Here is a 25,051-nt window from a genome sequence, read left to right on the forward strand (position 1 = left end):
ATGAATCTTATTCCATTTTTTTACTGGTTCACTCTTTGTCTTCCTTTCTTTCAATGGTTTGACATATTACAAATCTATCTTTTTTATCTTATCGAAATTCTATCTGCCAAAACTAAGGTATTTTTTTACATGCGGTTTCAACTCATCATGGTCTTCACCCAGGTCTTCCCAGGCAACACATTCATAGTTGGGAACTTCGCCATAATAAGTGAAATCGTAGCGGATACTTTCTTCTTTACGAACATCGCCGTCTTCCCAAATACCGCCGTTCTCTACGGTTTCATAAGCATATTCAGTAACAACTACATGGTCGTAGCCAGCAAAATAACAACCATCGGTCCACCAGTTCTGCGCTACACGCGAGCCGATCTGAAACTGAATCTGATTACGGTTCGGGTTATTATTGAACTGAAATTCATAGATAGATTCGGTTGTATTCGGTTTTTCGTAATTCCACAGATCGGCATAAGGAACCAGTTGGTATCCCATACCTATTACCGCTTCAAAGCATTCCTTTGCCTTATTGAAGTCACGGAGCCCTGTTTCAACCGGAGCAGACATATAGGCTTTACCCAGCATAGTGTAACCGGCACCGGAAGTAGCACGACCGGCGGTATTGGTTTTCGGAGCATACTTAGCAGCCTTTTCCAGGTCGTTGATAATGAATTGCCATACATCGGTCAGCGGCTGCCGGCCATAACCCGTTTCTTCCAGCTTATCCAGGTCGATGATAGGAATTTCACCCCAGTACATAGCCAGTTCATAATCGACAAAACCACGGACGAAACAGGCTTCACCCAAGAGTTCGGCTTCTTTCGAACCTTCAACCAGTTCAGGAGTATCCAATGCACGGATAATCTTGGCAGCGGCAGTAACAATCGGGAAACGTTTGTTCCACTGATCTTTTACCTTACTATGCAATGAATTCATATTAGCATCGTAACGGTCCATTGCCGCGCCTTCACCGCCTCCTTTATTCTGGAGGGCTCCCCGTTGGATTTCGTCAGTACCGGTCATCAGGAACCAGGCCCGTTCATCCTGGCGGGTGTTATCACGCCAGGTGTTGTATATACCTTTCAGATTCAGTTCGATAAACTCGACATCCGAATAGATCTGTTCTTCTGTCAGTGCTTTCTTGTTCTCCTGTGTCAGGAAATCGGAACAAGATGTGGTGATCCCGGCAGTAAGCGCCAAAGCCAGTAATCCGATTAAATTATATCTCTTTTTCATAATTGTTTCCTATTTATTCCATTAAAAACTAAAGTTCAAACCTAATACATACATCTTTGTCGGAGGATAACCGTAGTCACCTGTTTCAGGATCGAATCCTTTGTATTTAGTGATACAGAACAAGTTGGATGCAGTGAAGTAAACACGCAGGTTTTCCACTTTGATCTGGCTCAACAGAGGCTTCGGGAATGAATAAGCCAATGTCAGGGTAGACAAACGCAGATAAGATGCATTCTGGATCGTGTAATCCATATCCGACGGGTTGTAACGGTTGTAGCCGCTGCTGGTATTGGCGATCACGCGAGGAACGGAGGCTCCTGTATTTTCCGGTGTCCAACGATTCAGCAAATCTTCGGAAGCCATGCTTGTACCTGTACTGTTGATCAATGTTTCATAATAAGAACTGATCTTCTTCGCTCCGTAAGAATAATTGAAAACAGCATTCAGAGTGATACCTTTATAGTTGAAATCTGTTGCAAATCCACCGTAGAATTTCGGGTCTTTCTTACCCACCACTACGCGGTCAAGCTGGTCAACTACGCCGTCGGGCACACCGTCAGGACCGGAAACATCCAATGGGAACAAATCACCCAAGCTGACATGCTTACCATTGAAATCTATATTTTCCCATTCGCTGCGGTTCGATTCATTGGCGATACCGCCTGTTTTATAAGTATAAATGTTATTCAGCGATTCGCCCAGGAAGATGTTCTTCTCACGGTCGGAACCGTTCAGGATTTCCTTTACTTCACCATACAGTTTCGATACTTCGTTCTTGTCGAAAGAGATATTCGCATTCACATTCCATGTGAAGTCTTTTGTCTGGATCGGTGTTGCGTTGATAGTCGCTTCGAAACCTTTGTTCTTTACAGAACCGATGTTTTCCCATGTTTCGCTGTAACCGGAAGTCAACGGTAGGGAATGCTTCATCAACAAGTTATCATTCTTGATAAAGAACCCGTCCAGAGAAACGTTCAAACGATCGTTCAGGAAAGCCATATCGACACCGATATTCGTTTGTTTCTGTTTCTCCCAGGTAATGGCAGGCGTACCTCTCAAACCGCTGGTTGCGTAAGATGCTTCCCCATTGCTGACAGAAGAGAAATAAAGCGTACGATACGCATAGTTTTCGATATCCTGGTTACCAACCACACCATAACCGACACGCATTTTCAAGCGGTCGAAGATTGTCTGGTCTTCCATAAACGCTTCATTCGTCACATCCCAGGCAGCAGAGAAGGAAGGAAGAATACCCCAGCGATGGTCTTTGGCAAACTTCGAAGAACCGTCGTAACGGGCCGTCGCTGTCAGATAGTAACGCATATCATAATTATAATTCACTCTACCCAGGACAGATACCAACGTATTGCCTTTAAAGTCTGAATCGAGTTCTTTCTTATCGTTAGCGGCAGCACCTTTCAGGTCGTTCCACAACAGGTCGTCGCTGGCGAAACGGTCGCCCTGCGCTTTTGTATAGTTTTCGGTATTCTTAGTCGTACTTGTACCGAACAGGAAGTTCATGCGGTGTTTGTTGATCGTCTTATCGTAAGTGATCGTGTTATCCCACTGCCAGTTCAGCTGTGACCATCTTTCATGTTTTGCTCTTGCATCACCGTTATAATGGCGGATCGCTTCCTGGATGTAGCTCGGTGTATATTCGAACCATGTCTGTGAAGAAACGTCCAGCGCGAAAGTTGAACGGATATTCAGTCCTTCAATCGGGTTGATGTTGATGTAATTGGATGAAAGGAAACGGTTACGGGCACGTTCGCGGGCCACTTCCTGTGAGTTGAACGGGTTATAATCGTTGTTGTTTCCTTCATTGTGGACACGGTAATACAGTGTCAGATAATCCCAGGTATAACGGGTCGACGGATCGCGGAATGGTTCCGGATTCAGCAACGGGTTTGCGTTCAGCGCCTTGTCGTACACGTCGTCTGTCGGCAAATTGTTTTCCGTACGTGAGAAAGAAGAGTTCGTACCGACCTTTAACCACGGTTTGATCACAGATTCGGCATTGATACGGCCGGAATATTTCTTTTCTTTTGAATCACCGATCAATCCGTCGATATTGGCATAATCGAAACTGATGTAGATGTTATTCTTTTCCGTTGCATTGGAGAAGCTAACAGAATGATTCTGCTGGAAACCGCTGCTGATTACTTCGTCGAGCCAGTTGTAGCTCTTGCCCGAACGATACGTTTCAAATTCAGCGTCGGAGAAAGCCGTATTGGTTTTCATCAGCGTATTGTCGATATAATCCTGACGGTTTGCCGTTGGATTATCATGCATGTAACCATTGGCAAAAGCATCCACACGCAGGTCGAATAATTGCTGTGCATCCAGCGTCTTCGGACGCTGGGTGATTTTAGAGAACCCCACCCATCCGTCATAGGTTACGCGTCCTTCGCCAATCTTACCTTTCTTGGTCGTGATAAGAACCACACCATTAGCACCACGCGAACCGTAAAGAGCCGTAGCCGAGGCATCTTTCAATACCTGTACCGAAGCGACATCGTTTACATTGATCGCATTAAAACCACCATAACCATTGCCCATCACCAAACCATCGACAACGTAGATAGGGTCCGAACCTGAGTTAATCGTATTCACACCACGGATCTTGATGCTGGAATCGTCGCCCGGACGGGTTCCCTTGGTGATCAATACACCGGCAACACGTCCCTGAAGGGCCTCGTTGACGGTTGTTACCGGTCTTTCCTCCAACACCTTGGCGTCGACATGGGAGATAGCACCGGTCAGGTCGCTTTTCTTCATGGAAGCACCTACAATCACAACTTCGTCGATGGATTGCGAGTCTTCCGAAAGAGTTACGTTAATAACATTCTGGTTTCCAACTTTTACTTCTTTGGTGTCATATCCGATATAGCTGATCACCAGTGTGGCGCCTGGTGTTGCAGAGATGGAATATTTTCCATCCATATCCGATATAGTCCCTTGCGTTGTTCCCTTGAGAACAACGCTCGCTCCCGGGAGCGACTCCGACGTTTTAGCGTCGGTGATTGTACCTGTTATCGTTATGCCTTGTGCGAAAACGGTACCGCAGCATAACACAAGCATCATCAAAATACTAAAAAGCTTGATCTGTTTCATAATTGATAAATTTAAAGAACATTTAGTTGTTTCTGATTTTATAAAGCAACGCATCCTTGGCGGGAACCGTTACTGTTAGTTTTTCCTTTACCGGCTGTTCATTTCCACTCCAGAGCTCTTTTGCCCGGTAGTTAGCCGCAGGGTCAAGTCCCATACGTTCCAGTGAAATAGAAGTATTCATCTCATCTTCAGAATAATTGAAGATAGCAAAATAAGATGTACCATCTGCATCATGATGAATAAATTGATGTTCCGATTTTTCACCGTTTCCTTCTACCGGAGAGAAAGAAATACCTCTGGCTACGGCATTCACTTCCGGGTTAGTCAGGAATTTCAAGGCACGATCCTTGTCGATCTGTTTGCCGCCTTTGCTGAAATCGTCGCCAACGATATAAAGTCCGGTAATGGCGCCGGAAGTGATACGGGCACGGTTTTCGCCTTCGGTAGCTTCGCGCAGCACCAGGTGGTCGGCATCATTATACTGATACACCTCATCCTGCCACCATCCGTAAGAAAGGGCATTCAGCGTATACTCGGTATCCTTGATCTTGTTCCAGGCATCACAGGCGATACGGCGTGAGTTGGCATAATGGGCCGGGAATACAGGCGAGATGGATAAGTTAAGATACATATCACCGAAATACTTATTCAACAACTGCATACCGTAATTATATCCCTGGATACCTGTACGGATTTCCGGGTTATACCATTTGTCGGCTTCCATCGCACCATGCGTCATAAAGTCCATCTTTACATACTTGAAACCGCAACGACGGAAAAGATCGGATGTTTTCTTCATCATCTCCTCGATAGCCGGATGGGTCGGGTCGATGGCATAAGCACCGTCCAGTTCCTGCGGCTGACCGTTGGCGTAGAGGTAGACATCCTGGTATTTATAGTCAGGAGCGTCTTTGATCGTCCGTTCGGGATGTTTTCCCCAATCGGTGAAAGGCGTCCAGTACACACCGGGAATCTGGCCGTTGGCAGTACAATGATTTACGAAGTCTTTCAACTCTTCTTCCGTGAAACTGTTCCAGCCTGAATCGAGACCGATCGTCACATTCCCGTCTGTATTGACGAAATGGTTATTTTGCAGGTTTTCTTTGAAAAAGTCGGATACTTCAATTGCATTCTGATGATTCAGCCTGAACTGTAACGCGCCCCAGCTGTTCCAACCAAAGGTAACGGCACCCGGCCATCTCTTTACAGGGGCAACCACCGCATTCGCTTTTCCATACTCTTCCAGTCCGGCACGCCAGTCGTTGAAGATACCAAAAAATACCTTAGGAGACTTTACCACTTTTCCATTCAAAGCACCGTGTGCCTTTGAATCGCGTGTTAACGAATCGGCAACGCCACCGAAGCAAACCAATGAACCGATATTATTACGGTCGCCTTTCCCCATATCGATGCCGGTCTTCCAGTCGGAGTGTTCCACTGAACCGATGACAAAACCTTTACGGTCGTCATTATTGAAGACAGTCGCTACTTCATAGCTACGTAATTGATCGAAAGTGAGCGGATGAGACTGATAACGTATCCAGCAATCGTTATCGAAAGGCTGGAATAACGCGCGGTTATCGCCTTCAGCCAACACGGCCGGCATGCGGTCGATAGTAACCGGGGCCATATAATTCGATTCAACGTCAGCGGCTCCTCCCTGAAGAGTAAATTCCGTCAGCAGATAATCTTTCTCCGGATAGATGTAGAAAGACTGTACAAGCGTAGGCAGGTTGCTATCCGTGTAGGTCACCTGCAACAATGAACCCTGGCCGAAAGCATCGCTGATAGCGGTGACTTTCGAACTGCTCTTTTTGTAGTCACGGGTCGTGACCAACTTATCACCCAACTTGTAGGAGGCGTAAACCCCATCGGAAAGAAGCTGATTCTCCTTTTCGATGCGATGGCCTTTCTGCACCTGGTCATAGCTAACCGTCCACTTTCCCGAAGAAACGGATGGTTCGCCGCAGGATACAAGCAGGGCGAGCAATAGCAGCAGATTTAAATTGATGAGTTTCATGTATTGATAATTTATGTGTGTGTTTTCATTGCTCCGTAATCAGCAGAACAGTACTTTCATAAGTATTCCCTATCGTCAGGCTGATTCCGGCTTTCATCAGATAATCACCGGGGAAAACCTGACCGTCGCCATAGAAGGTGCTGTTCCCGGCTTTGTTCAACTCAGTGATCTTATACATTTTAGCCGGGTCCAGTCCTTTCAATCTGGTCTCAAAGAATGTTGTACGTCCGTGGTATTTCAGGCTATAAGCAAAAAATACCGATTCCTTTTTATCCTTAGATATATACATATGTGAAGCCCAGCCGGTTCCATCGTAAGGAGATTTCAGGCGATAGAGGTCTCCGAACTGTACGATCGGGCGGATACGTTTATAATTCTTTATAGCTTGCTCAGCGAAAGGTAGTTCGTCGCCGGTCAGGTCTTTGGGTTGCAGCTCCATACCCAGACGGCCTGTCATCGCCACATCAAAACGAAACTTCAGCGGCGCCATCATTCCCGTCTGATGATTCGGAGTAGTCGAAACATGGGCGGCCGTAGCCTTTGCCGGGAAGAAAAGATTTGTGCTGTATTGGATAAATATACGGTCGAGCGAATTGGTATTATCGCTAGCCCAGAACTCGTCATGATATTTCAACGCACCGAAGTCGAGACGGCCGCCACCCGAAGAACACAACTGGATAAGAACATCCGGATGTTTTGTACGAATCCGTTCGTAAGCACTGTACAGCCCTTTTGTATATTCGATCCAGAAATGAGTCTGGTCTTCTTTAGAAAGATAATCAGAACCGAAATTGTCGACATGGCGGTTGGCATCCCATTTTATATAAGAAATATCAGGAGACAAAGCGATCACTTCATCAAATGTCTTTACGACAAAGTCCTGTACCTCCGGATTACTCAAATCGAGTAACCACTGGTTACGCATCGGGATTATATCACGTTTACCGCTCTTGACGATCCATTCCGGATGCTTCTCTGCCAGTTCGCTTTTAGGGCTTACCATTTCAGGCTCAATCCAGATACCGAATTTAAGACCTTTTCCTACCGCATATTTAGCCAGATAATCTATTCCGCGCGGCAGTTTCTTTTTATTGACCTGCCAGTCTCCCAGACTGACCTTATCCGAATTACGGGGATACTTATTTCCGAACCATCCGTCATCGAGCACGAACATTTCAACACCGAAAGCAGCGGCGTCATCGATCATATCCGTAATCGTTTTTTCATTAAAATCGAAATAAGCGCCTTCCCAGCTATTCAGGACAATAGGCAATTCCTGATCTCCATGGGCCAATGCATAGTTACGCGACCAGTCGTGCAGGTTTCTTGATACCTGTCCCTTACCGGTAGAGCTGTATGTCCAGACCATTTCCGGAGTCTGCAACGTTTTACCCGGTTCCAGATTATAAGTAGAGGCAAAATCATTCATCCCGCTCATGACGTGCAGCAAACCGCATTCGTCAATCTCAAAGGAAGACAGATAGTTACCCGACCAGGCCAGGGAGCCGGCATACACTTCGCCCCTGTCTTCATTGGCAGGGCCATTCAGGGAAAGCAGGAAAGAAGAGTTTTCAGACTGGGTAGTACGTATCCCCTTCTTGGATTCCACCCGTTTTACACCCGGTGTCAGTTGTTCTTCTACCAGTTGCATTTCGGAAGCCCAGGCTCCGTGGAAATGGGTCAGATAATAAGAATCTGCGTGTAGGGGAAGATAAGCGGAGGCAATATTCTCGACAGCCAGCTTGTTTTTCTCCTGATGGGATATGGAGACTGACTGACAGATTACATTTTCTTTCTGATAAGCCGTAAAGTTCAGGTTAACGAAAACCGGATACAAAGGATCTTTCAATTGTATCACTGTTTCTATTCTATTATTATCTATATTCTTTACCTGATGAGCTGCATATATTAATTCGGTTGTCTGAACACCGTCGTCATGGGTCAATTTCAATGCCGGATTCAGGAAAAAACGTCCTCCGTAAGCCGGATAGATTACCGGAGCATAACCGATTCCGTTATCCGGTTGTTCTTTATACTTCTTATGAAGGAAAGGGGAAACGTCCTGGAATTTATCACCAAAATAGTTATACACTACTTTCTTATCCGGAGAGATAGAAAAGACCATACTCAGATCGTTTGTAGAAACGGTAATTATCCCCGTATCTTTATCCTGTGAGGAAACGGTTACGCACCCCAGCAGCAGGGCAACAGTTAACAATAGTGCTTTCATGTCTATCAAATTTATTTTACTTATTCAAGGTTGATGGTGCAAACTAAATCAATAAACAATAGCACAAAAAGCACGAACTCGCCAATTATTTGTAATTATGCGCTTAATTCATAGAGGTTTAATAAAAATGCAACATTTACGTCATTTTTTGACGCATCTGTTACAAAGGGATGATCGATCACTGATCCTTTTCTCGAGAGGCTATCAAGTCAGCTAGCCTTCTGGTCAAATAGGTTAATATATAAGTATCCACATTATCGACCGTCAAAAGCGGGTCTGCCGTCCAGAACTTCTGTTCTCCTGTTTCATCCAATGTCCTTTTAGCCTTATATAACAGATCATATTCTTGCAATAGAGGCAGCCTGGAAGATTGATAGAGACTGGCCAAACATTGTATAATCTCCCCAACAGACCTTCGTTCTTCCTGTTCTTCCAGTATAAGGAATATCAAATAATTATTTAATGCAGTCTCTTTAGAGAAATACAAATTAAACTCCAGGAAAATCACCTCCACTCTTTTCTTCAATTCTTTTTTAGGGAGAGTCAGAGATGCTTGTTCAGCCATAATTTTCATATTCTCACTCACAAATCCGGCATCAAGCATCAGGTTAGCCCAATTCAGAAACCTTTGGTCTATTTTTTGACCGAAAACGAATAGCGCCTGTATTTCCAGTGTTTCAGGAACTTTCAAAGTTATATCCTGCGCCTTGAAGAGTGTTCCGGGACGAAGGGAAAAACGTTTCATCACATAAATCAACTGATCAATATCTTCACGCAAATCCAGTTTCCGGAACATTTCAAACGACATTCCCAAACAAGCCATATCTGGCTCAATCACAAAAAGAGACTTGCCTTTCAGATAAGCAATTATATCATCGCCGTATACATTCTCTATTTCCACCGGCACATAAAAAGGGACGGATATGAAAATCAAAGACACATTACGCCCTTTGGGATTCATTTGCTGCAAAACTTCCGTTCTAAACAGAAAATGGTCCTTCCTGCATTCCAACTGCAACCGTCCGGTTTGATTGATAGGACCATCCCATTCGTAACGCATCAAAACCGTCTGCATTAGTTCCCTCAACTTTTTTGGTTTTCTGTAATTATTGATGAAAGTCAATAACAATGTCAAAGGCAAAATAAAGATGAAAGGGATAAAAGAAACCCCTATAAACAATTAAAGCCTGTCTCACGACAAGCCCTAACCAACTTTGTTAACCTTAAATCTAATACTATTATGAAAAAACCATAGTACAAAGATAAGCCTGAAACAAGCGTTTGTCAAGTCTTTTACAGACAATATATGTTAAGCCTTTCGGGCATTGTAGCTAAAAATTGTTTCCGAACACAAAACTTTATACAATACAGACAAAAACTGCTAATTTTAACAGTTAAAACAGCCAAATCTATAGAGAAAGACGTTCTTTAAGCAACTTGTATCCGGTCAGACTAGCACGCAGACAGACCCCTGTTTTAAGACGAACCTGGTAACTTTCCTTTCCGAACAGTTCCACACGCATGATCTGCTCACTATTAACGATACAGGAACGGTGAATACGGATAAACAGGTTTGCCGGCAGATGCGATTCAAAATATTTCATTGTCTGATCTTTTATATACTGCCCGTCGGTCGTGAAGAGTGCCACATAGTCACCGCTGGCCTGAATATAAAGTAACTCCTCCAGGTGGATCAGATGGATACGGCTGCCATCCTTCACAGAGATGCGATCCAGTATTGCTTCCTCTTCCGGTGACGATACGCCTGTTTCCGCCGGAACATTTTCTTCTTCCCTTTCTTCTTTTCTCTGTTCCTCCTGTATCTCCATCTGCAACTCCTTCCAACGGATATAATACCACTGGGCCAAAATAATCCATCCCAGCAAACCCAACAGAATACGAAACGGAATGGTAGATGCAAACCAATCCATCCTATCCGGATAAACTTATTTTTCAGAGAATGCCATATTTAAAAGAAAAAAGGCTTGCATTTCGGGATGCAAACCTCTATAAACAATTAAAGCCTGTCTCACGACAAGCCCTAATCAAACTTTGTTAACCTTAAATCTAATACTATTATGAAAAAACCACGATGCAAATATACTGCTTAATCCTAACCTGTCAAGAGGTTTAATGCTAAATGGTGTTTCATACACTATAAGAAAAGCTAACAAGGTTCAATATGTTTGTTTTTTACTTCCAAAGTGTTAAAATAAACACTTTTTGTTCCTATTTCTTCTTCAATATACGTTGTGCACAGTCGGACAATACCACGATCGCTCCGGCTATGATTGCCGTATCTTTTATTACTAGCCGGCCTGCTCCTGTCAATAGAGGAAAGCCATGTTCGCCGCTACCCAAATCCGGCACCCATACTTCAGGGGTAGTGACAAGAAAAGAGAGGGTCCCTATAGTCATAATTATAGCCAGTCCGGCACCTACCAGTCCGATTTTCGGTGAGAATATACCCAGGAAAGTCAGGATACCGATCGCCATAATCATAATGCCTAGTCCATGTGAAAAAATATAGGTATTGTTTTCTACATGCCACTGATGCTTAGCTTCATTAAATTCACCTTCTTTTAACTTATATTCTTTGTATTCCGGTGCACTCTTTGCATAGAAAAAGCTCATAAACGGACTGTTTGCCACAAAGGGGACGATCCCTTCCGCCTCATAGTTCCAAAACTTCAGTCCGCCGATCCATACGAATATAATCAGGATAGCTACGCGGATCAAGTTAATACCCAGTTTCTGTGAAGAAGCTGCAATGTTCAGAAATGTGTCGAATAAATCTTTTAATTTAGTAGTCATGTCTTTCTTTGTTTATCAGTTTAACTTATGATGCAAAGATCCGACATTTTTCCCCTATGGGAAATGGCAATTCTACCGGATAATTTGACAATTATCCCCTAAAACACAATAAAGCCGGTTAACAGAGGTATATTTCCCGTCAACCGGCTTTATCTTTATAAATGATCCGTTATCGGAACTATTTTAATTACGAATTCCCAGCTCCACCAGTTTCTGTTCGTCCAAGGCATATTTGCGTTCGATGCTCTGCAAAAGGTCTTCACTGATATTCAGAGGACGGTTCAGCTTCTTCATCTCCCGGTATCCTTTATAGACCTGCGTAATCATCTTGCGAGGGTTGAAAACAAGCGATGAAGTGATCCAACACCCATGCGTACACCAGCAGTTAGCGGTATCGCCATGACCGATAGCGGCAATCTCCTGCTTCATGGCATCGCTCTCCATAATCTTTGCGATATTACAGTCATAATCCTTGACATTGCCGAGCGGTTCACGAAGTTCGCAGGCACGGAAACGGCCGTCATAGTCTATTACCAATGTTGTTTCGCCGGCCGTACAATCCATGCCCCAGGGGGTCGGATGATCGATATTGGTCGCACGTACATTATATAATGTACGTATGAAACCCAGGTAGAAGAAACGGGCGATAGGTTTTCTGAAACCACCGGTTTCCTCCGCCATACGCTCCCCATATACATTATAAATAGGAACAACCTTATCCTGCAAGGCGCGTAAAGTAGGCTCGGTAAGAACTTTCACTCCGTCGTCGCGGGTCATGCCGCGTGCAGCTTCGATAATATGATTGGAAAGATGGAAACGTCCCAGCATCCATATCATCAGATCCTCGACTTCATTCTCGTTATATTTGGTAATTACGGTTGCCAGGTTTTTCAAAACCCTGCCGTCGTCAGCAAAGTTTTTTTCGATCAGCTTCAGTGTCCCCATTGCTTTGTAGAAATTGCCGGGCACTCCGCGCTGTATATCATGCGTATCGCCGAAACCGTCCAATGAAAGGCTTAGGTTGATATTCAGTTCCGGACAATTCTGGCGGATCTGTTTTACCCAGGCGACGATCCGGTCAGGCTTCAATCCGTTGGTAGGGATATTCACATCCTTTATCTCGTTATTCTTGTAGAACATTTCAATAATTTCAGGTAACTCCTCACGCAGTGTCGGTTCACCGCCGGATACCCACAAACGGTTGAACTGCCCGGCTGTTTCGGAGATTGTCTTGATTTCTTCAAAAGTCAGGTCTTTCTCCTTTTTATCCATGTCTTCTGCATAGAAACACATTTTACATTTGGCATTACACCGTCCTGTGACAAACAGGAAAACAGATTCTAATTTTCTGTTTGTGCTCATTGTCCTGAAAGAGCTCTTTGTTCTTTTCGTACTCATTGTTATTATCGATTAGATTTCTCTATTAGTATTAGCTCCCATATCTTATTCAGCAGATAGACAAATATATACCATCCCAACAAATCTATCAGCAAGACTTGAAAACATTCGCAAATTTCAACTATTATATAGCACAAAACAATCTCCATTTGTGGGATTCGATGTTCTATATTTAAGATTATCGACTAACTTGTCTCAAAAAAACTATCTTTGTATATTCAATTAAGTGTATATAAAAGTATGGAAGACAATATTCCTAAATTCGACCTCCCGGTAGATTTTATTGTAGGAAACAGTATTACAGGTGAAATACTGAACCAGTACGGACGTTTCCCGTGCAAGATCAAGGCGGGTATATTCGTGCTTTGCGTACAAGGGACAGTCCATGCGACTGTAAACTTAACTGAGTTTACCATCCGGAAAAACGACTTTGTCACCTTGCCCCCGGGTTGTTTCATTCAGATACATGAGGTTTCTGATGATGTAAAACTCTGTTTTGCAGGCTTTTCTTCCGTATTCGTCAGCCATATCAATTATATAAAGACGATTACGAACTATCTGCCTGTCATATTCGACAGTCCGATCATGCCTCTGCCAGAGCATATATCCTTACTCTACCAACAGGCTTTCGATTTGCTGATCAATGCTTATTCCATGCCTAAAACCATCGAAAATAAGGAGATCATCAAAGCAGTCTTCACCATCTTCATGCAAGGGGTTATTGAATTATACAGGAATCATACGCCATATAGCAATGCTCCCATGACGCGTAATATGGAAATATGCCGGGAGTTCGTACAGCTGGCGATGGAGAACTACACGAAAGAGCATAGCGTGTCTTATTACGCCAAAAGGCTTAACATCACCTTGCAGCATTTCTGTTATGTGATAAAAAAGGTCAGCGGGCGGACTGCATTGGATATCCTGAGCAATATCATCATTATGGATGCCAAAGCACAGCTTAAATCGACCGATATGCCGGTCAAGAAGATTGCATTCGCCCTGGGCTTCGACAACCTTTCGTTCTTCAACAAATATTTCCGGCAACATGTAGGAATGACTCCGCAGGAATACAGGGAGAGCTAAAAAAGGGATATGCCGGACGCAAACCCCTATAAACAATTAAAGCCTGTCTCACGACAAGCCCTAACCAACTTTGTTAACCTTAAATCTAATACTATTATGAAAAAACCACAGTACAAAGATACAGGTATTCTCCAACTTGTCAATAGTTAAAATGCTAATTAGTGTTGTATAGCATATAAGAAACACTAACAACATTCAAGATATTTATCTATGACTTCAGAAATGTTAAAATAGGGGCAAAAAAGAAGAGGCGCCGCCATAAGCAACGCCTCTCCGGACATACATATATATAATGTATATTAGTCTTGCAATTTAGCACAGATGAACTCGCGGTTCAAACGGGCGATGTTACTGACAGAGATGTTCTTCGGACATTCCATTTCGCAAGCACGTGTGTTGGTACAGTTACCGAAGCCCAGTTCGTCCATCTTGGCAACCATTGCTTTTGCACGACGAGCAGCTTCTACCTTACCCTGAGGCAACAGAGCCAACTGGCTCACCTTTGCAGAAACGAACAGCATAGCCGAACCGTTCTTACAAGCAGCAGCACAAGCACCGCAACCGATACATGCAGCAGCATCCATAGCCATTTCAGCATCTGCACGAGGAATAGCGATTGAATTGGCATCAGGTACACCACCTGTGTTCACTGATACGAAACCACCTGCCTGGATAATTTTATCGTAAGCATAACGGTCTACCATCAAGTCGCGGATTACCGGGAAACCGGCTGAACGCCACGGTTCAATTGTAATAGTTTCACCATCATTGAAACGACGCATATAAAGCTGGCAAGTAGTTGCGCCGGTTGCAGGTCCGTGCGGATGTCCGTTTACATACAAAGAACACATACCGCAGATACCTTCACGACAGTCGTGATCGAATACGATCGGCTCTTTACCTTCACTGACCAAACGTTCATTCAAAATGTCTAACATTTCCAGGAAAGAAACACTCTGATTGATTTTGTCTATTTGGTAAGTCTCAAATTGTCCTTTATCTTTCGGACTTTTCTGACGCCAAACTTTAAGTGTTACTTTTATATCTTTATCCATGATTCTAATTTTTGTGATTGATGATTATTACTTCTTGTAGTTACGTGTTTGAGGAACAACGAACTGATAGTTCAAATCTTCCTTCAGCATAACCGGGTCTTTGTCTTCACCCTGGTATTCCCAACAAGATACGTACATGAACTTATCGTCATGACGCAGGGCTTCGCCTTCCTCGGTCTGGTGCTCTGTACGGAAGTGTCCTCCACAAGATTCGGCACGGTCCAATGCATCGTGTGCCATCAATGTACCAATCTCAATAAAGTCAGCCAAACGCAATGCCTTATCCAACTCTACGTTCAGGTTATCGGCTTCACCCGGAATATATACATTACTCCAGAACTCTTTCTTCAACTCTTTCAACATCTGGATAGCTTCCTGCAAACCTTTTGCATCACGTGCCATACCTACATGTTCCCACATGATATGACCCAGTTTCTTATGGATAGAATCTACCGACTCTTTACCCTTGATACTCATCAATTTCTTGATGCGGTCTTTGATACCCTTTTCAGCTTCTGCAAACTCAGGCAGGTCGGTACTGAAACGCGGAACCTGGATCTGGTCGGACAGATAGTTCTGGATTGTATAAGGCAATACAAAGTAGCCATCGGCCAATCCCTGCATCAACGCAGAAGCACCCAGACGGTTAGCTCCGTGATCAGAGAAGTTAGCTTCACCGATAGCGAACAGACCCGGAATAGAAGTCATCAATTCATAGTCAACCCACAGACCACCCATCGAGTAGTGCAATGCAGGATAAATCATCATCGGAGTTTCATATGGATCGTCGTTGGTAATTTCTTCGTACATGTCGAACAAGTTACCATATTTAGCTTTTACAACCTCTTTACCCAGACGGTTGATAGCATCGGAGAAGTCGAGGAACACGGCCAGACCTGTGTTGTTCACACCGAAACCGGCGTCGCAACGTTCTTTAGCGGCACGTGAAGCCACGTCACGCGGAACCAGGTTACCGAATGCCGGATAACGGCGTTCCAGATAGTAGTCGCGGTCTGCTTCAGGAATGTCTTTACCTTTCTTAGTTCCAGCCTGTAATGCTTTTGCATCTTCCAGTTTCTTCGGAACCCAGATACGACCGTCGTTACGCAATGATTCAGACATCAAAGTCAGCTTAGACTGATAGTCACCTTTCACCGGTACACAAGTCGGGTGGATCTGCACCATACAAGGGTTAGCGAAGTAAGCACCTTTCTTGTAGCACTGCCATGCAGCAGAGCCGTTGGAAGCCATCGCGTTAGTTGACAGGAAGAAAGTATTTACATAACCACCTGTTGCAACAACTACAGCATGAGCAGAGAAACGTTCGATCTGACCTGTGATCAGGTTACGTGCAATGATACCGCGGGCACGGCCATCCACCTTCACAACGTCCAGCATTTCGTGGCGGGTATACATCTTTACTTTGTTCAAACCGATCATACGGCTCAAAGCAGAGTAAGCACCCAGCAACAGCTGCTGTCCGGTCTGACCGCGGGCATAGAACGTACGAGATACCTGAGCACCACCGAACGAACGGTTATCCAGCAGACCACCGTATTCGCGAGCGAAAGGAACACCCTGTGCTACGCACTGGTCGATAATAGAGTTGGAAACTTCAGCCAGACGATAAACGTTTGCTTCGCGGGCACGATAGTCACCACCTTTGATTGTATCGTAGAACAGACGGTAAACAGAGTCACCATCATTCTGATAATTCTTTGCAGCATTGATACCACCCTGTGCAGCGATTGAGTGTGCGCGACGGGGAGAATCCTGGATACAGAAGTTCAATACGTTGAATCCCATTTCTGCCAAAGAGGCAGCAGCAGAAGCACCGGCCAGACCAGTACCAACTACAATCACGTCCAGACGACGTTTGTTTGCGGGGTTCACCAGTTTCTGATGATCTTTATAATTTTTCCACTTCTCAGCCAACGGGCCCTGAGGGATTTTAGAATCTATTTGAGTCATAATGATTTATTTTCAATATTGTTACACCTTAAATTAATGTCCTGCACAAACAGCTACATAGTCACCACCTACACCATTCAGGTAGAAAACGATAGTAATGATAGCAAACACTACGCAAATAACGGTTGCTACAATCTTGGAAATGCAGATCCAACGGTTCATCCAGATCGTGTTACTCCAACCGATAGTCTGAATAGCGCTCCAGAACCCGTGAGTCAGGTGGAACCACAAAGCTACGTACCATACCAGATACAGCACTGTATTCAGGATATTACCCTGAAAATAGTAGTTGATAAACGCTGCACCGTCCTGAGGAGATACGGTTGTTGTTCCGTCGCAAAGTGTTACCATGTGATTGCCAAGGAGTTCGGCGAACATCATCTTATACCAGAACTGGCTGAAGTGCAACACCATGAACAGGATAATGATAATACCCAGTACCAGCATGTTCTGAGATGCCCATTCCACACCTTTCGGACGAGCGTTAATTGCATAACGGTCGTTACCGCGAGCCTTACGGTTTTGCAGTGTAAGGAGGACAGCATACACAAAGTGAATCACAACGCCTGCAGCCAGCACCAATGTTGCTGCCACGGCATACCAATTTGCTCCCAACAATGAACAAATCATGTTATAGGCTTCTCCCGAAAAAGCAGCCGCCACATTCATTGACAAGTGGAACAATAAGAACAAAACAAGAAAAAGGCCTGATACACTCATTATCAGCTTCTTCCCGATAGAAGAATTAAGTAACCACATAAGATAATAATTTAAGTTATTTAATTGTTTTTAGAAATTCATATCAGTATACTCAATTATCAGGCAAAGGTATGCTAAATACACGTATCACGCAAACGATTAAAGAAATATTTCGTCAATCAAACCTATACATTTCAGGAGGGATAAACGGTAAATCCTATTCAATAAATAAATTAACAGAAATGTAATCAGTACTAACCGGCATTTTTATATCTTCGCGGCATAATCAGGGGATCGTATGTTACAACGTAAAATGCTGAGCTTCTTATTTATGATGATTTTTATACCGTCTGTTTGTGCTCAGTGGAAAGATAGTACGAGATTCATAAATAAAGAACGCCAATTTGAAACCACTTACAACAAAATATCAGAGAATAAAGTATACCAGATGCTGCGTATCCCTGTTCCTCTTTTTGCCATTTCTGCCATAACATATGGACAGGGTGATAAATTCCGGACATTGCGCAATACGCATACCCCCAACTTCCATTACAGATACGATGATTTCCTGCAATATACTCCGCTACTTGCCGTTTACGGGATGAAGCTCGGCGGTATGGAAAACCGCAGTTCATGGCCCCGGATGATCGTATCGAACGCTTTTTCGGCAACGATCATGGCCGCTACCGTCAACAGCATGAAATATACGATCAAACGGGAACGTCCCGACGGCTCAAAGAACAACTCTTTCCCTTCGGGACACACGGCAACCGCTTTCATGGCCGCCACCATCATGCACCGGGAATATGGCTTGACACGCAGTCCGTTATATAGTATCGGGGGATATACAGTGGCCACAGCCACTGCTTTCAGCCGACAATTGAACAACCGCCACTGGCTGAGCGACGTACTGACCGGTGCCGGTATCGGTATTTTATCCACAGAGTTGGGATATTTTCTGGCAGACCTTATCTTCAAGGACAAAGGCTTGAATCTCCCTGACAAGCTCAAAGAGTCTGCCCCCAAAGGAGGACGCCCGTCATTCCTCGAATTCTCTTTTGGATACAGCATCATCAACGGAAGTATAGAGATCGGAAAAAATATACGCCTGAGCTCGCCGGGAGCAACCAATGTCAGCGTAAAAGGCGGTTACTTCTTCAATCCTTATTTCGGTATCGGCGGCGAAATAACAGCGCTGGCAAGTCCGATGGCATTCGACATGTCGCTATATACAGGAACAACCCCTTCGACCAGATATGACATCACCCGCGTCCATGCCGATCCGACCGGTGTTTTTACTTTTACGGCAGGGCCTTATTTTTCGTTACCAGTGGCTAGTAAATTGCTTTTAGGAACAAAGTTCCAGGCCGGATATTCCTATCTGGTGAAAAATGAAGTGGAAATGGACTTACAGGAAAAGCAGGCCCCATACGGAACCATAAATAATATTGCTTTCATGAAAGGCAACGGCAGCAGTAACTACGTTTTACGTACAGGCATTTCAGCGACCGGAATTGTCAACCGCAACCTGGGTATCCGTATGTTCGTAGATTACGATTATACGTTCCTGAAAGCACCTTACGAAATCTTAACCAGCCTCAGGGACAGCCAACCAGTCTACGGCGAGAGCCATTTAAGCAAGCACAAAATGCACTATTTTACGATTGGCGCAACGGTGACGGCACTGTTCTGGTAATTATCAGTCAGCAGCAGGAACCAGCCGGACTTTAATATCGCTCTCCTGCCCGCTTTCCAGATTTACATCGAAAATGATACGGCAGGTTCCCTCATTGGAAGCATCATAACTATTCTTCGATACATTATCAAGGACGGACACAGAAGTTACGGATGGACTATCGACGATCAGTTGCATACATTTGCCATCTTTTGTCAGTTCCACCATATGACTGTCCAATACACGGGGAATGGCCCCGGTCACAATCGTCCATCTGACAGTTACCGGTTGACTGCCAGCCTTTACACGATCAATCACCGACAGATATTTTTCATTGATCAGAGCAACTTCACGGACGGCATTTTCCAATTCTCCGCCGAACAAGCCCGTCATATTCAGAGAGGCTCCGAGTTTATGCGCTTCCGAATAGATATTTGTCACAGGTACAAAACCTTTCACATCATGGTATTTGCCATTTACAGTCAGCGTATTATGTGCCAGGTTATTATAACGGAACACATTCCAGCGCTGCCCGTTCTGCGACATGTTCCATAAATCTACATTTTCCTTTTCCAGCGAATAATATTCCTGCAGTCCCAGGTCCTGCACCCAGCGAACACCCAAAGCGTCGAAAACGAACGATCCGGCATCCATATGGGCATGGCTGGTCGAAGCCGTTCCGCCTTTTATTCCCAGATAGAAACCTTCTCCATTTTCCCATCCCGTACGGACCAGCACGACAGGCGTCTGTCCGTTTGCCGCCCACAATTTCATGGAAGGAGGCGCCAGTTCATTCATTTTATATTGAGAACCATAAATCGGAATCAACGGAAGGAAACGGCTCTCCTCATCCGAAAAGGACAACTCCGCCCGACTCAGCATATCCTTTTCATTCCAAAGCAGTGTAGGATCTTGCAGCTTGTCGGCAAACCAGTACATAGCCGGCAAAGCAAAGACACTCTCGCGGGAATCGCTGAAGTTAAAGCATTTACCGGTCGTCCCGGTCATAAACTGCATAAAACGGGCAGAAGCCAGAAAACCTTCAGCCGAAGAAAGGCCGCTGTCAGTCCCCAGGGCGGATTCCAACGCTGCATTCAAAAGAACCTGGAAGGTAGTCCCGTATCCCCAATAATTATATCCTTCGGGATAAGCACCATCGGGAGCATAGCCTTTCAAAGTCAGACCGACTGTAGATAAAGCACGTTCAATGATTTCACGGGCCTCTTCCGGATGATCTTCCAACACAGCCAGCGCACCGTAAACCAGCCCGGCATTACAGACCTGGTTCCAGTTATTGGTCGCTCTCAGAAACCAGTTATATTTTTTATCCCTCGACGGAGCAAATCCTTTATTCAGAACAGCCTCCTGCACCAGCCTCCGGGTATCCGGAGATAACCAATCGAACAACCAGTCATAACCGATTGCAACAGCCATAGTCATTTCGCCCGTATCCAGAAAATGGGACGGGTTCCAATCGGCAAACGAACACACGGCAATCATCTCCTGCTCTGCCCGCAAACGATACTTATCCTCTCCTGTCATCCGGTAAGCATATGAAAGATAGAAGATACGCCGCAAGGCTTCACGCGATACGGCCAGCAAACGTTTCCCTTCCTTTTTATATGCCAGCACAGGCGTCGTGATCAGTTCGTCGCATTGCTTGAGAAGATAGTTATGCAACCGGAGCATTTCCGGATTAAGAGCCAGATCGGATTTAATCTTTTGCTCCTCTCCTTTCTTTACCAGCAACCGGGGATGAGAAGGGTAAGAATCAAAGCGTATTCCCTGTGAATACCCCGAAACGAACAAGAAAAAGCAAAACACAACAAGCAGGATAGTTTTATTCATACAGGTATTATATTTAATTGGAATTACAAATATAGGAAATCGCCCGGAAAGGGAGAAGGTTTAGTTTACATTTTATCAGATGTGAGTGTTTCAATAATTATCAAATTTGAATGTAGCGTCGTTGGTAGGTGCGGTTCGCGAACCGCTCTTACGGTGTCAATGTAAGCCTGTAAGGCTTTAACAAACCAGCCCAGGGTTCTAACCCTAGGTTTATGAAAACTCGCTCCTGCCTTTCCGCCCTGTAAGGGCGGGACAAGCTAAATATCAACCTTTTTCGTCTTGTCGCACCCCTACAGGGTGCCTCAGAAAGAGAAGGATTCAAGGGAACCCAGGGTTAGAACCCTGGGCTGGTTTGTTACAGGCCTACAGCCTGAAGTCACCGTCACTAATTGGTTCATCCTATAATTAGCAGATAGCTCAATTATTTCTATAATTGGGAAACAGCTATTCCCGGAATCAAATACAAGAGCGTAAATATAAGCCTGTTTGTTATCTGATTCGCTCTCCTTATGAATTGCATGTTATTGCTTTCAGCTTTCAGATGCCCTGGATAGAGTATTTTTCAATGCATCCGGCTGAAGGGATGAAACTGCAAAAAATGTATACGAGAATTCAAGGTTAAATAGCTGCCGACAAAATATAAGACTTTTGTTTTCAAACATATAAACTTTGTCATCCAAAAAGCTGTCTTGACAATTCGGAACACCTATACTTTTGGGACGGATAACTTCCCGCCGGCAAATAGATAACTAGGGGTTGACGAACGGATAACTATTGGTTGGCAAACGGATGCCTACTTATCGGAATCTACTTCTTGTATAAGGCACCCTTCAGGCTGATCCGTTATTTTTCAAGTAATTATGTGCAATGAAATCTGAAAGGTGAAATTTGAAAACTTTATTGGGGGGGCGATTTATACAGCGCAGGCTTCGCTCGACGGAGGTTAAAAATGAATCTCATTTCGTTCCGGCAATGCCGGCATCAGTTATCATTGCCTTTCATCCGGCAATGTGACTTTTTAAATTAGTTCTTTCATTTCTTATAAATAGATAAAGGAGGAACTATTACATACCCACTTACCTATTGTATCTTAAGCCCTTACCTGGTAAAGCTACCCTGTACACCCTAGTCGGTTAGGGTGTACACCTTATCCGGTTACCCTGTACACCGTAGTTGGTTACCCTGCACAGGCTAGTAATACCAACTAACTACTAATGAGTTAGTTGGTAGTCGCTTTTGAGATAATCGCCAGTAACCTACGAGAGAACACACAGTGACAAGTTCACCACGCCGATACAACTATCGTGCACAACAGTTTACAAGGAACACCCGCCATCTTGTATATGGTATATTCCCAGCATATTAACTCCCGTTTGGTGCAAATAGCAGATAGAAGACTTATTTACCTGTTCACGGAATTCACTTAGTTCAGAATTTATCAGTTGTAAATGCTTCATTTATTATCAGATATGAACTATCCTGTCATCAACCTCACTTGACTATTACAGGTCTATTTGCCGTCTGCTTTAGCTGACGGACTAGTAAAGAATCTATCTCTTTGGACTTTAGTCCCATTTCTTAAAGCTTTCTATCTGAGAGAAATGTGGCTAAAGCCAAAAAAGAACCTGCTTATAAACCGTCAGCTAAAGCAGACGGCAAATGAACCTGTAACAGATGAGTCACTTTGACAGTTGGATAGCTCAATTTTTTCTAGCTATTTGCCAATTAAGAAGTCTAATTTTTAGTCATGAACGATCTTGGGGGGACTGTTATTCTCATTTATATTTAAAAAAGAAAGAATTAGTCGCAGAAGTAAGTCCGAGAAGTTGAACTTTTTTACTATGTTTGCAAAAGCATAATTAAAAATAGTAATGAAGACACTGGTACATACAGAGAAAGAACATATCGAGGAAATTATCCGCAGTTGCGATGTCTGTTTCGTCGGACTGGCTGATACGGATGGTACGCCTTACGTTATTCCCATGAACTTTGGCTATCGGAACGGTGTTATCTATTTACATTCAGCGCAGGAAGGCCGAAGTATCTCAATCCTGGAACGTAACCCGAAGGTTTGCATCACCTTCAGCACCGACCATGATCTGGTATTCCAGCATCCCGAGGTGGCTTGCAGTTACCGTATGCGTTCCAAAAGCGTTATCGCATGGGGCGAAGTGCGGTTTGAAGAAGACTTCGACAAGAAAACGGAAGCGCTGGATATAATTATGAAACAGTATTCGAACAAGGAATTCCGTTATTCCGACCCGGCTGTGAAAAACGTAAAAATATGGCTGGTAGACCTCGATGAAGTAACATGCAAAGAGTTCGGGGCACCGCACAAGAAATACTAAACATTTAAGAGAATAAATTTATGAAGAATCTGTTAGCAATATTTTTAATGGTGTTCCTGTTCGCTTCATGCGAAGGACCGATGGGACCTCCGGGACAAGATGGCGGTATTACCGAATGGTGGATAAAGGAGGATATAAAAGTCAAATCGAGTGATTGGGAATTGGTCTACAACGAGAATAAGGATCCGATTTATATCTATGAATACAGGATTGACGATCAGGATATGAGCTTGTATACAGATACTTATCGCAAGGGGTTAATAACGACCTATATGTATTTGGATTTTGATGATGATGCAGAAGCACAAACAGCACTGCCAAATCCCGTACACCGAAGAGATGCAAAGGATAACAGTATCTTATGGACAGAAACCTATTCATGTGATTACACCCGTGACGGTTTCCTCATCTTCAAGGTGACATTCTCCGACTTCTTTACTGATCAACGGCCGCCTGAAACGCACTTCAAAGCAGTTTTAACATATTAAAAAGTACACATATATCAGATATTTAATGTACTTTTGCCCAAAATAAGACTTTCAAAATAATGGGATTGCAAAAGCATAGCAAGGTATTGAATGAAACAGTAGAAAAGCTGTCGGACGAATGTTCATACAAACAACTGTTTCATGCCTACCGCGATGAAGAGGCATTGCCTTCAGGTGAAGTACTGGAGGAGATCATCGACTTGTGCCGTGCAATCCTGTTTCCAGGCTATTACGGGAATGCGCGGATCAGTACACAGACGATCCGTTTCCATACCGGGGTCAATATTGAAAAGTTGCACGAGCTGCTCAGCCGTCAAATCTATGCGGGCCTTTGCCTGGCCGACACCAACTGTACTTCCTGTGCGGAAGAGCAGATCCTCAGCCAGGCAAAAAAACTTTCCGAAGCATTCATTTCCACACTGCCGGAAATGCGCTGTCTGCTTGCCACCGATGCCGAAGCCGCCTACAACGGCGATCCGGCAGCACAAAACATCAATGAAGTTATCTTCTGTTACCCGGGCTTCCGGGCAATAGGCAATTATCGTATAGCGCACCAGCTTTATAAGCTGGGCGTTCCTTTTATACCCCGGATGATCACCGAAATGGCTCATTCCGAAACCGGTATCGACATTCATCCGGGAGCTCAGATAGGACATTATTTCTCTATCGACCACGGTACGGGTACCGTGATCGGCGAAACCAGTGTGATCGGGAATAACGTACGCATCTTCCAGGGTGTCAGCCTTGCCGGAGAAAAGCTGCCGCCCGATGAGAACGGGAACGCGATCCGCGGCATCCCCCGCCATCCCATCCTGGAAGACAATGTGACTGTCTACTCCAATGCGACGCTATTGGGAAAAATACGCATCGGCAAAGGCGCCACGATATGTGGCAACGTCTGGATCACCGGAGATGTTCCCCCCGGTGCTGTCATTACACAAAATAAAGTAACTAATGCGAATCAGGAGTTGGCGACCTGATTCAAAGATTAAAAATTAACATAAGAAAGTAGAGCAATTGCCAATTTTCCAAAGGAGTGTACCAACAGCCCTTTGGTAGCTCTTACTTTAGACGC

At 44.3% G+C, this 25,051-nt stretch carries 16 protein-coding genes and 1 pseudogene; 5 read left to right on the forward strand and 12 right to left on the reverse strand.

Features of this window, described 5'->3' with window-relative positions:
- Nucleotides 1–99: 99 nt before the first annotated feature.
- The 8 genes and pseudogenes from NBH15_RS26115 to NBH15_RS26150 all read right to left on the reverse strand — a co-directional run bounded on the left by NBH15_RS26115 (nt 100) and on the right by NBH15_RS26150 (nt 12,806).
- Nucleotides 100–1,230 carry a RagB/SusD family nutrient uptake outer membrane protein gene (locus NBH15_RS26115; protein WP_250823962.1) on the reverse strand — a complete coding sequence of 377 codons (1,131 nt, stop codon included), beginning with the start codon at nt 1,228–1,230 and terminating at the stop codon, nt 100–102.
- Nucleotides 1,231–1,251: 21 nt separating this feature from the next.
- A complete protein-coding gene (locus NBH15_RS26120; protein ID WP_250823963.1) occupies nt 1,252–4,344 on the reverse strand; it encodes a SusC/RagA family TonB-linked outer membrane protein in 3,093 nt (1,030 codons plus the stop codon).
- Nucleotides 4,345–4,366: 22 nt separating this feature from the next.
- Nucleotides 4,367–6,364 carry an alpha-galactosidase gene (locus tag NBH15_RS26125; RefSeq protein ID WP_250823964.1) on the reverse strand — a complete coding sequence of 666 codons (1,998 nt, stop codon included), beginning with the start codon at nt 6,362–6,364 and terminating at the stop codon, nt 4,367–4,369.
- Between the two features lie 25 nt (nt 6,365–6,389).
- On the reverse strand, nt 6,390–8,594 hold the full coding sequence (locus NBH15_RS26130; protein ID WP_250823965.1) for an alpha-galactosidase: 2,205 nt from the start codon (nt 8,592–8,594) through the stop codon (nt 6,390–6,392).
- Between the two features lie 178 nt (nt 8,595–8,772).
- Nucleotides 8,773–9,669 (reverse strand): hypothetical protein, encoded by an 897-nt coding sequence (locus tag NBH15_RS26135; protein ID WP_250823966.1) that lies wholly within the window; start codon nt 9,667–9,669, stop codon nt 8,773–8,775.
- Between the two features lie 334 nt (nt 9,670–10,003).
- Nucleotides 10,004–10,348, reverse strand: a pseudogene (locus NBH15_RS26140) (LytR/AlgR family response regulator transcription factor); the annotation flags it as partial.
- A gap of 475 nt (nt 10,349–10,823) precedes the next feature.
- On the reverse strand, nt 10,824–11,408 hold the full coding sequence (locus tag NBH15_RS26145) for a DUF417 family protein (protein ID WP_186959496.1): 585 nt from the start codon (nt 11,406–11,408) through the stop codon (nt 10,824–10,826).
- A gap of 183 nt (nt 11,409–11,591) precedes the next feature.
- The gene (locus NBH15_RS26150) at nt 11,592–12,806 is read right to left on the reverse strand and encodes a radical SAM protein (protein WP_128135108.1); all 1,215 of its coding nucleotides are present in this window, start codon (nt 12,804–12,806) and stop codon (nt 11,592–11,594) included.
- A gap of 240 nt (nt 12,807–13,046) precedes the next feature.
- Between NBH15_RS26150 and NBH15_RS26155 the strand changes: the two genes are divergently transcribed.
- A complete protein-coding gene (locus tag NBH15_RS26155) occupies nt 13,047–13,892 on the forward strand; it encodes a helix-turn-helix domain-containing protein (RefSeq protein ID WP_128135109.1) in 846 nt (281 codons plus the stop codon).
- Nucleotides 13,893–14,191: 299 nt separating this feature from the next.
- On the opposite strand, the gene NBH15_RS26160 is transcribed toward NBH15_RS26155, so the two are convergent.
- From NBH15_RS26160 to NBH15_RS26170, 3 genes are read right to left on the reverse strand one after another with little or no spacing between them, the layout of a single operon-like run.
- A complete protein-coding gene (locus tag NBH15_RS26160; protein ID WP_009860313.1) occupies nt 14,192–14,947 on the reverse strand; it encodes a succinate dehydrogenase/fumarate reductase iron-sulfur subunit in 756 nt (251 codons plus the stop codon).
- Nucleotides 14,948–14,974: 27 nt separating this feature from the next.
- Entirely contained in the window at nt 14,975–16,918 is a 1,944-nt protein-coding gene (locus NBH15_RS26165) for a fumarate reductase/succinate dehydrogenase flavoprotein subunit (RefSeq protein ID WP_250823968.1), read from the reverse strand.
- Nucleotides 16,919–16,951: 33 nt separating this feature from the next.
- The gene (locus tag NBH15_RS26170) at nt 16,952–17,677 is read right to left on the reverse strand and encodes a succinate dehydrogenase/fumarate reductase cytochrome b subunit (RefSeq protein WP_009860315.1); all 726 of its coding nucleotides are present in this window, start codon (nt 17,675–17,677) and stop codon (nt 16,952–16,954) included.
- Between the two features lie 238 nt (nt 17,678–17,915).
- Between NBH15_RS26170 and NBH15_RS26175 the strand changes: the two genes are divergently transcribed.
- Entirely contained in the window at nt 17,916–19,313 is a 1,398-nt protein-coding gene (locus NBH15_RS26175; RefSeq protein WP_128135112.1) for a phosphatase PAP2 family protein, read from the forward strand.
- A 3-nt stretch (nt 19,314–19,316) separates the two neighbouring features.
- On the opposite strand, the gene NBH15_RS26180 is transcribed toward NBH15_RS26175, so the two are convergent.
- Nucleotides 19,317–21,140: a heparinase II/III domain-containing protein gene (locus tag NBH15_RS26180; protein WP_128135113.1), complete on the reverse strand. Its 1,824-nt coding sequence runs from the start codon at nt 21,138–21,140 to the stop codon at nt 19,317–19,319.
- 1,871 nt (nt 21,141–23,011) lie between these two features.
- On the opposite strand from NBH15_RS26180, the gene NBH15_RS26185 reads away from it, so the two are divergent.
- Genes NBH15_RS26185 through NBH15_RS26195 form a run of 3 tightly spaced genes read left to right on the forward strand, consistent with a single transcriptional unit; the run spans nt 23,012 to nt 24,956 of the window.
- Nucleotides 23,012–23,488: a pyridoxamine 5'-phosphate oxidase family protein gene (locus NBH15_RS26185; protein ID WP_250823969.1), complete on the forward strand. Its 477-nt coding sequence runs from the start codon at nt 23,012–23,014 to the stop codon at nt 23,486–23,488.
- Between the two features lie 20 nt (nt 23,489–23,508).
- Nucleotides 23,509–23,976, forward strand: coding sequence for a hypothetical protein (locus tag NBH15_RS26190; protein ID WP_244050535.1), 468 nt, complete (start codon nt 23,509–23,511; stop codon nt 23,974–23,976).
- Nucleotides 23,977–24,035: 59 nt separating this feature from the next.
- Nucleotides 24,036–24,956: a serine O-acetyltransferase gene (locus NBH15_RS26195; protein WP_250823970.1), complete on the forward strand. Its 921-nt coding sequence runs from the start codon at nt 24,036–24,038 to the stop codon at nt 24,954–24,956.
- Nucleotides 24,957–25,051: the final 95 nt, after the last annotated feature.

The sequence above is a fragment of the Parabacteroides caeci genome (genome assembly GCF_023656795.1).
In the GTDB taxonomy this organism is placed as follows: domain Bacteria; phylum Bacteroidota; class Bacteroidia; order Bacteroidales; family Tannerellaceae; genus Parabacteroides; species Parabacteroides segnis.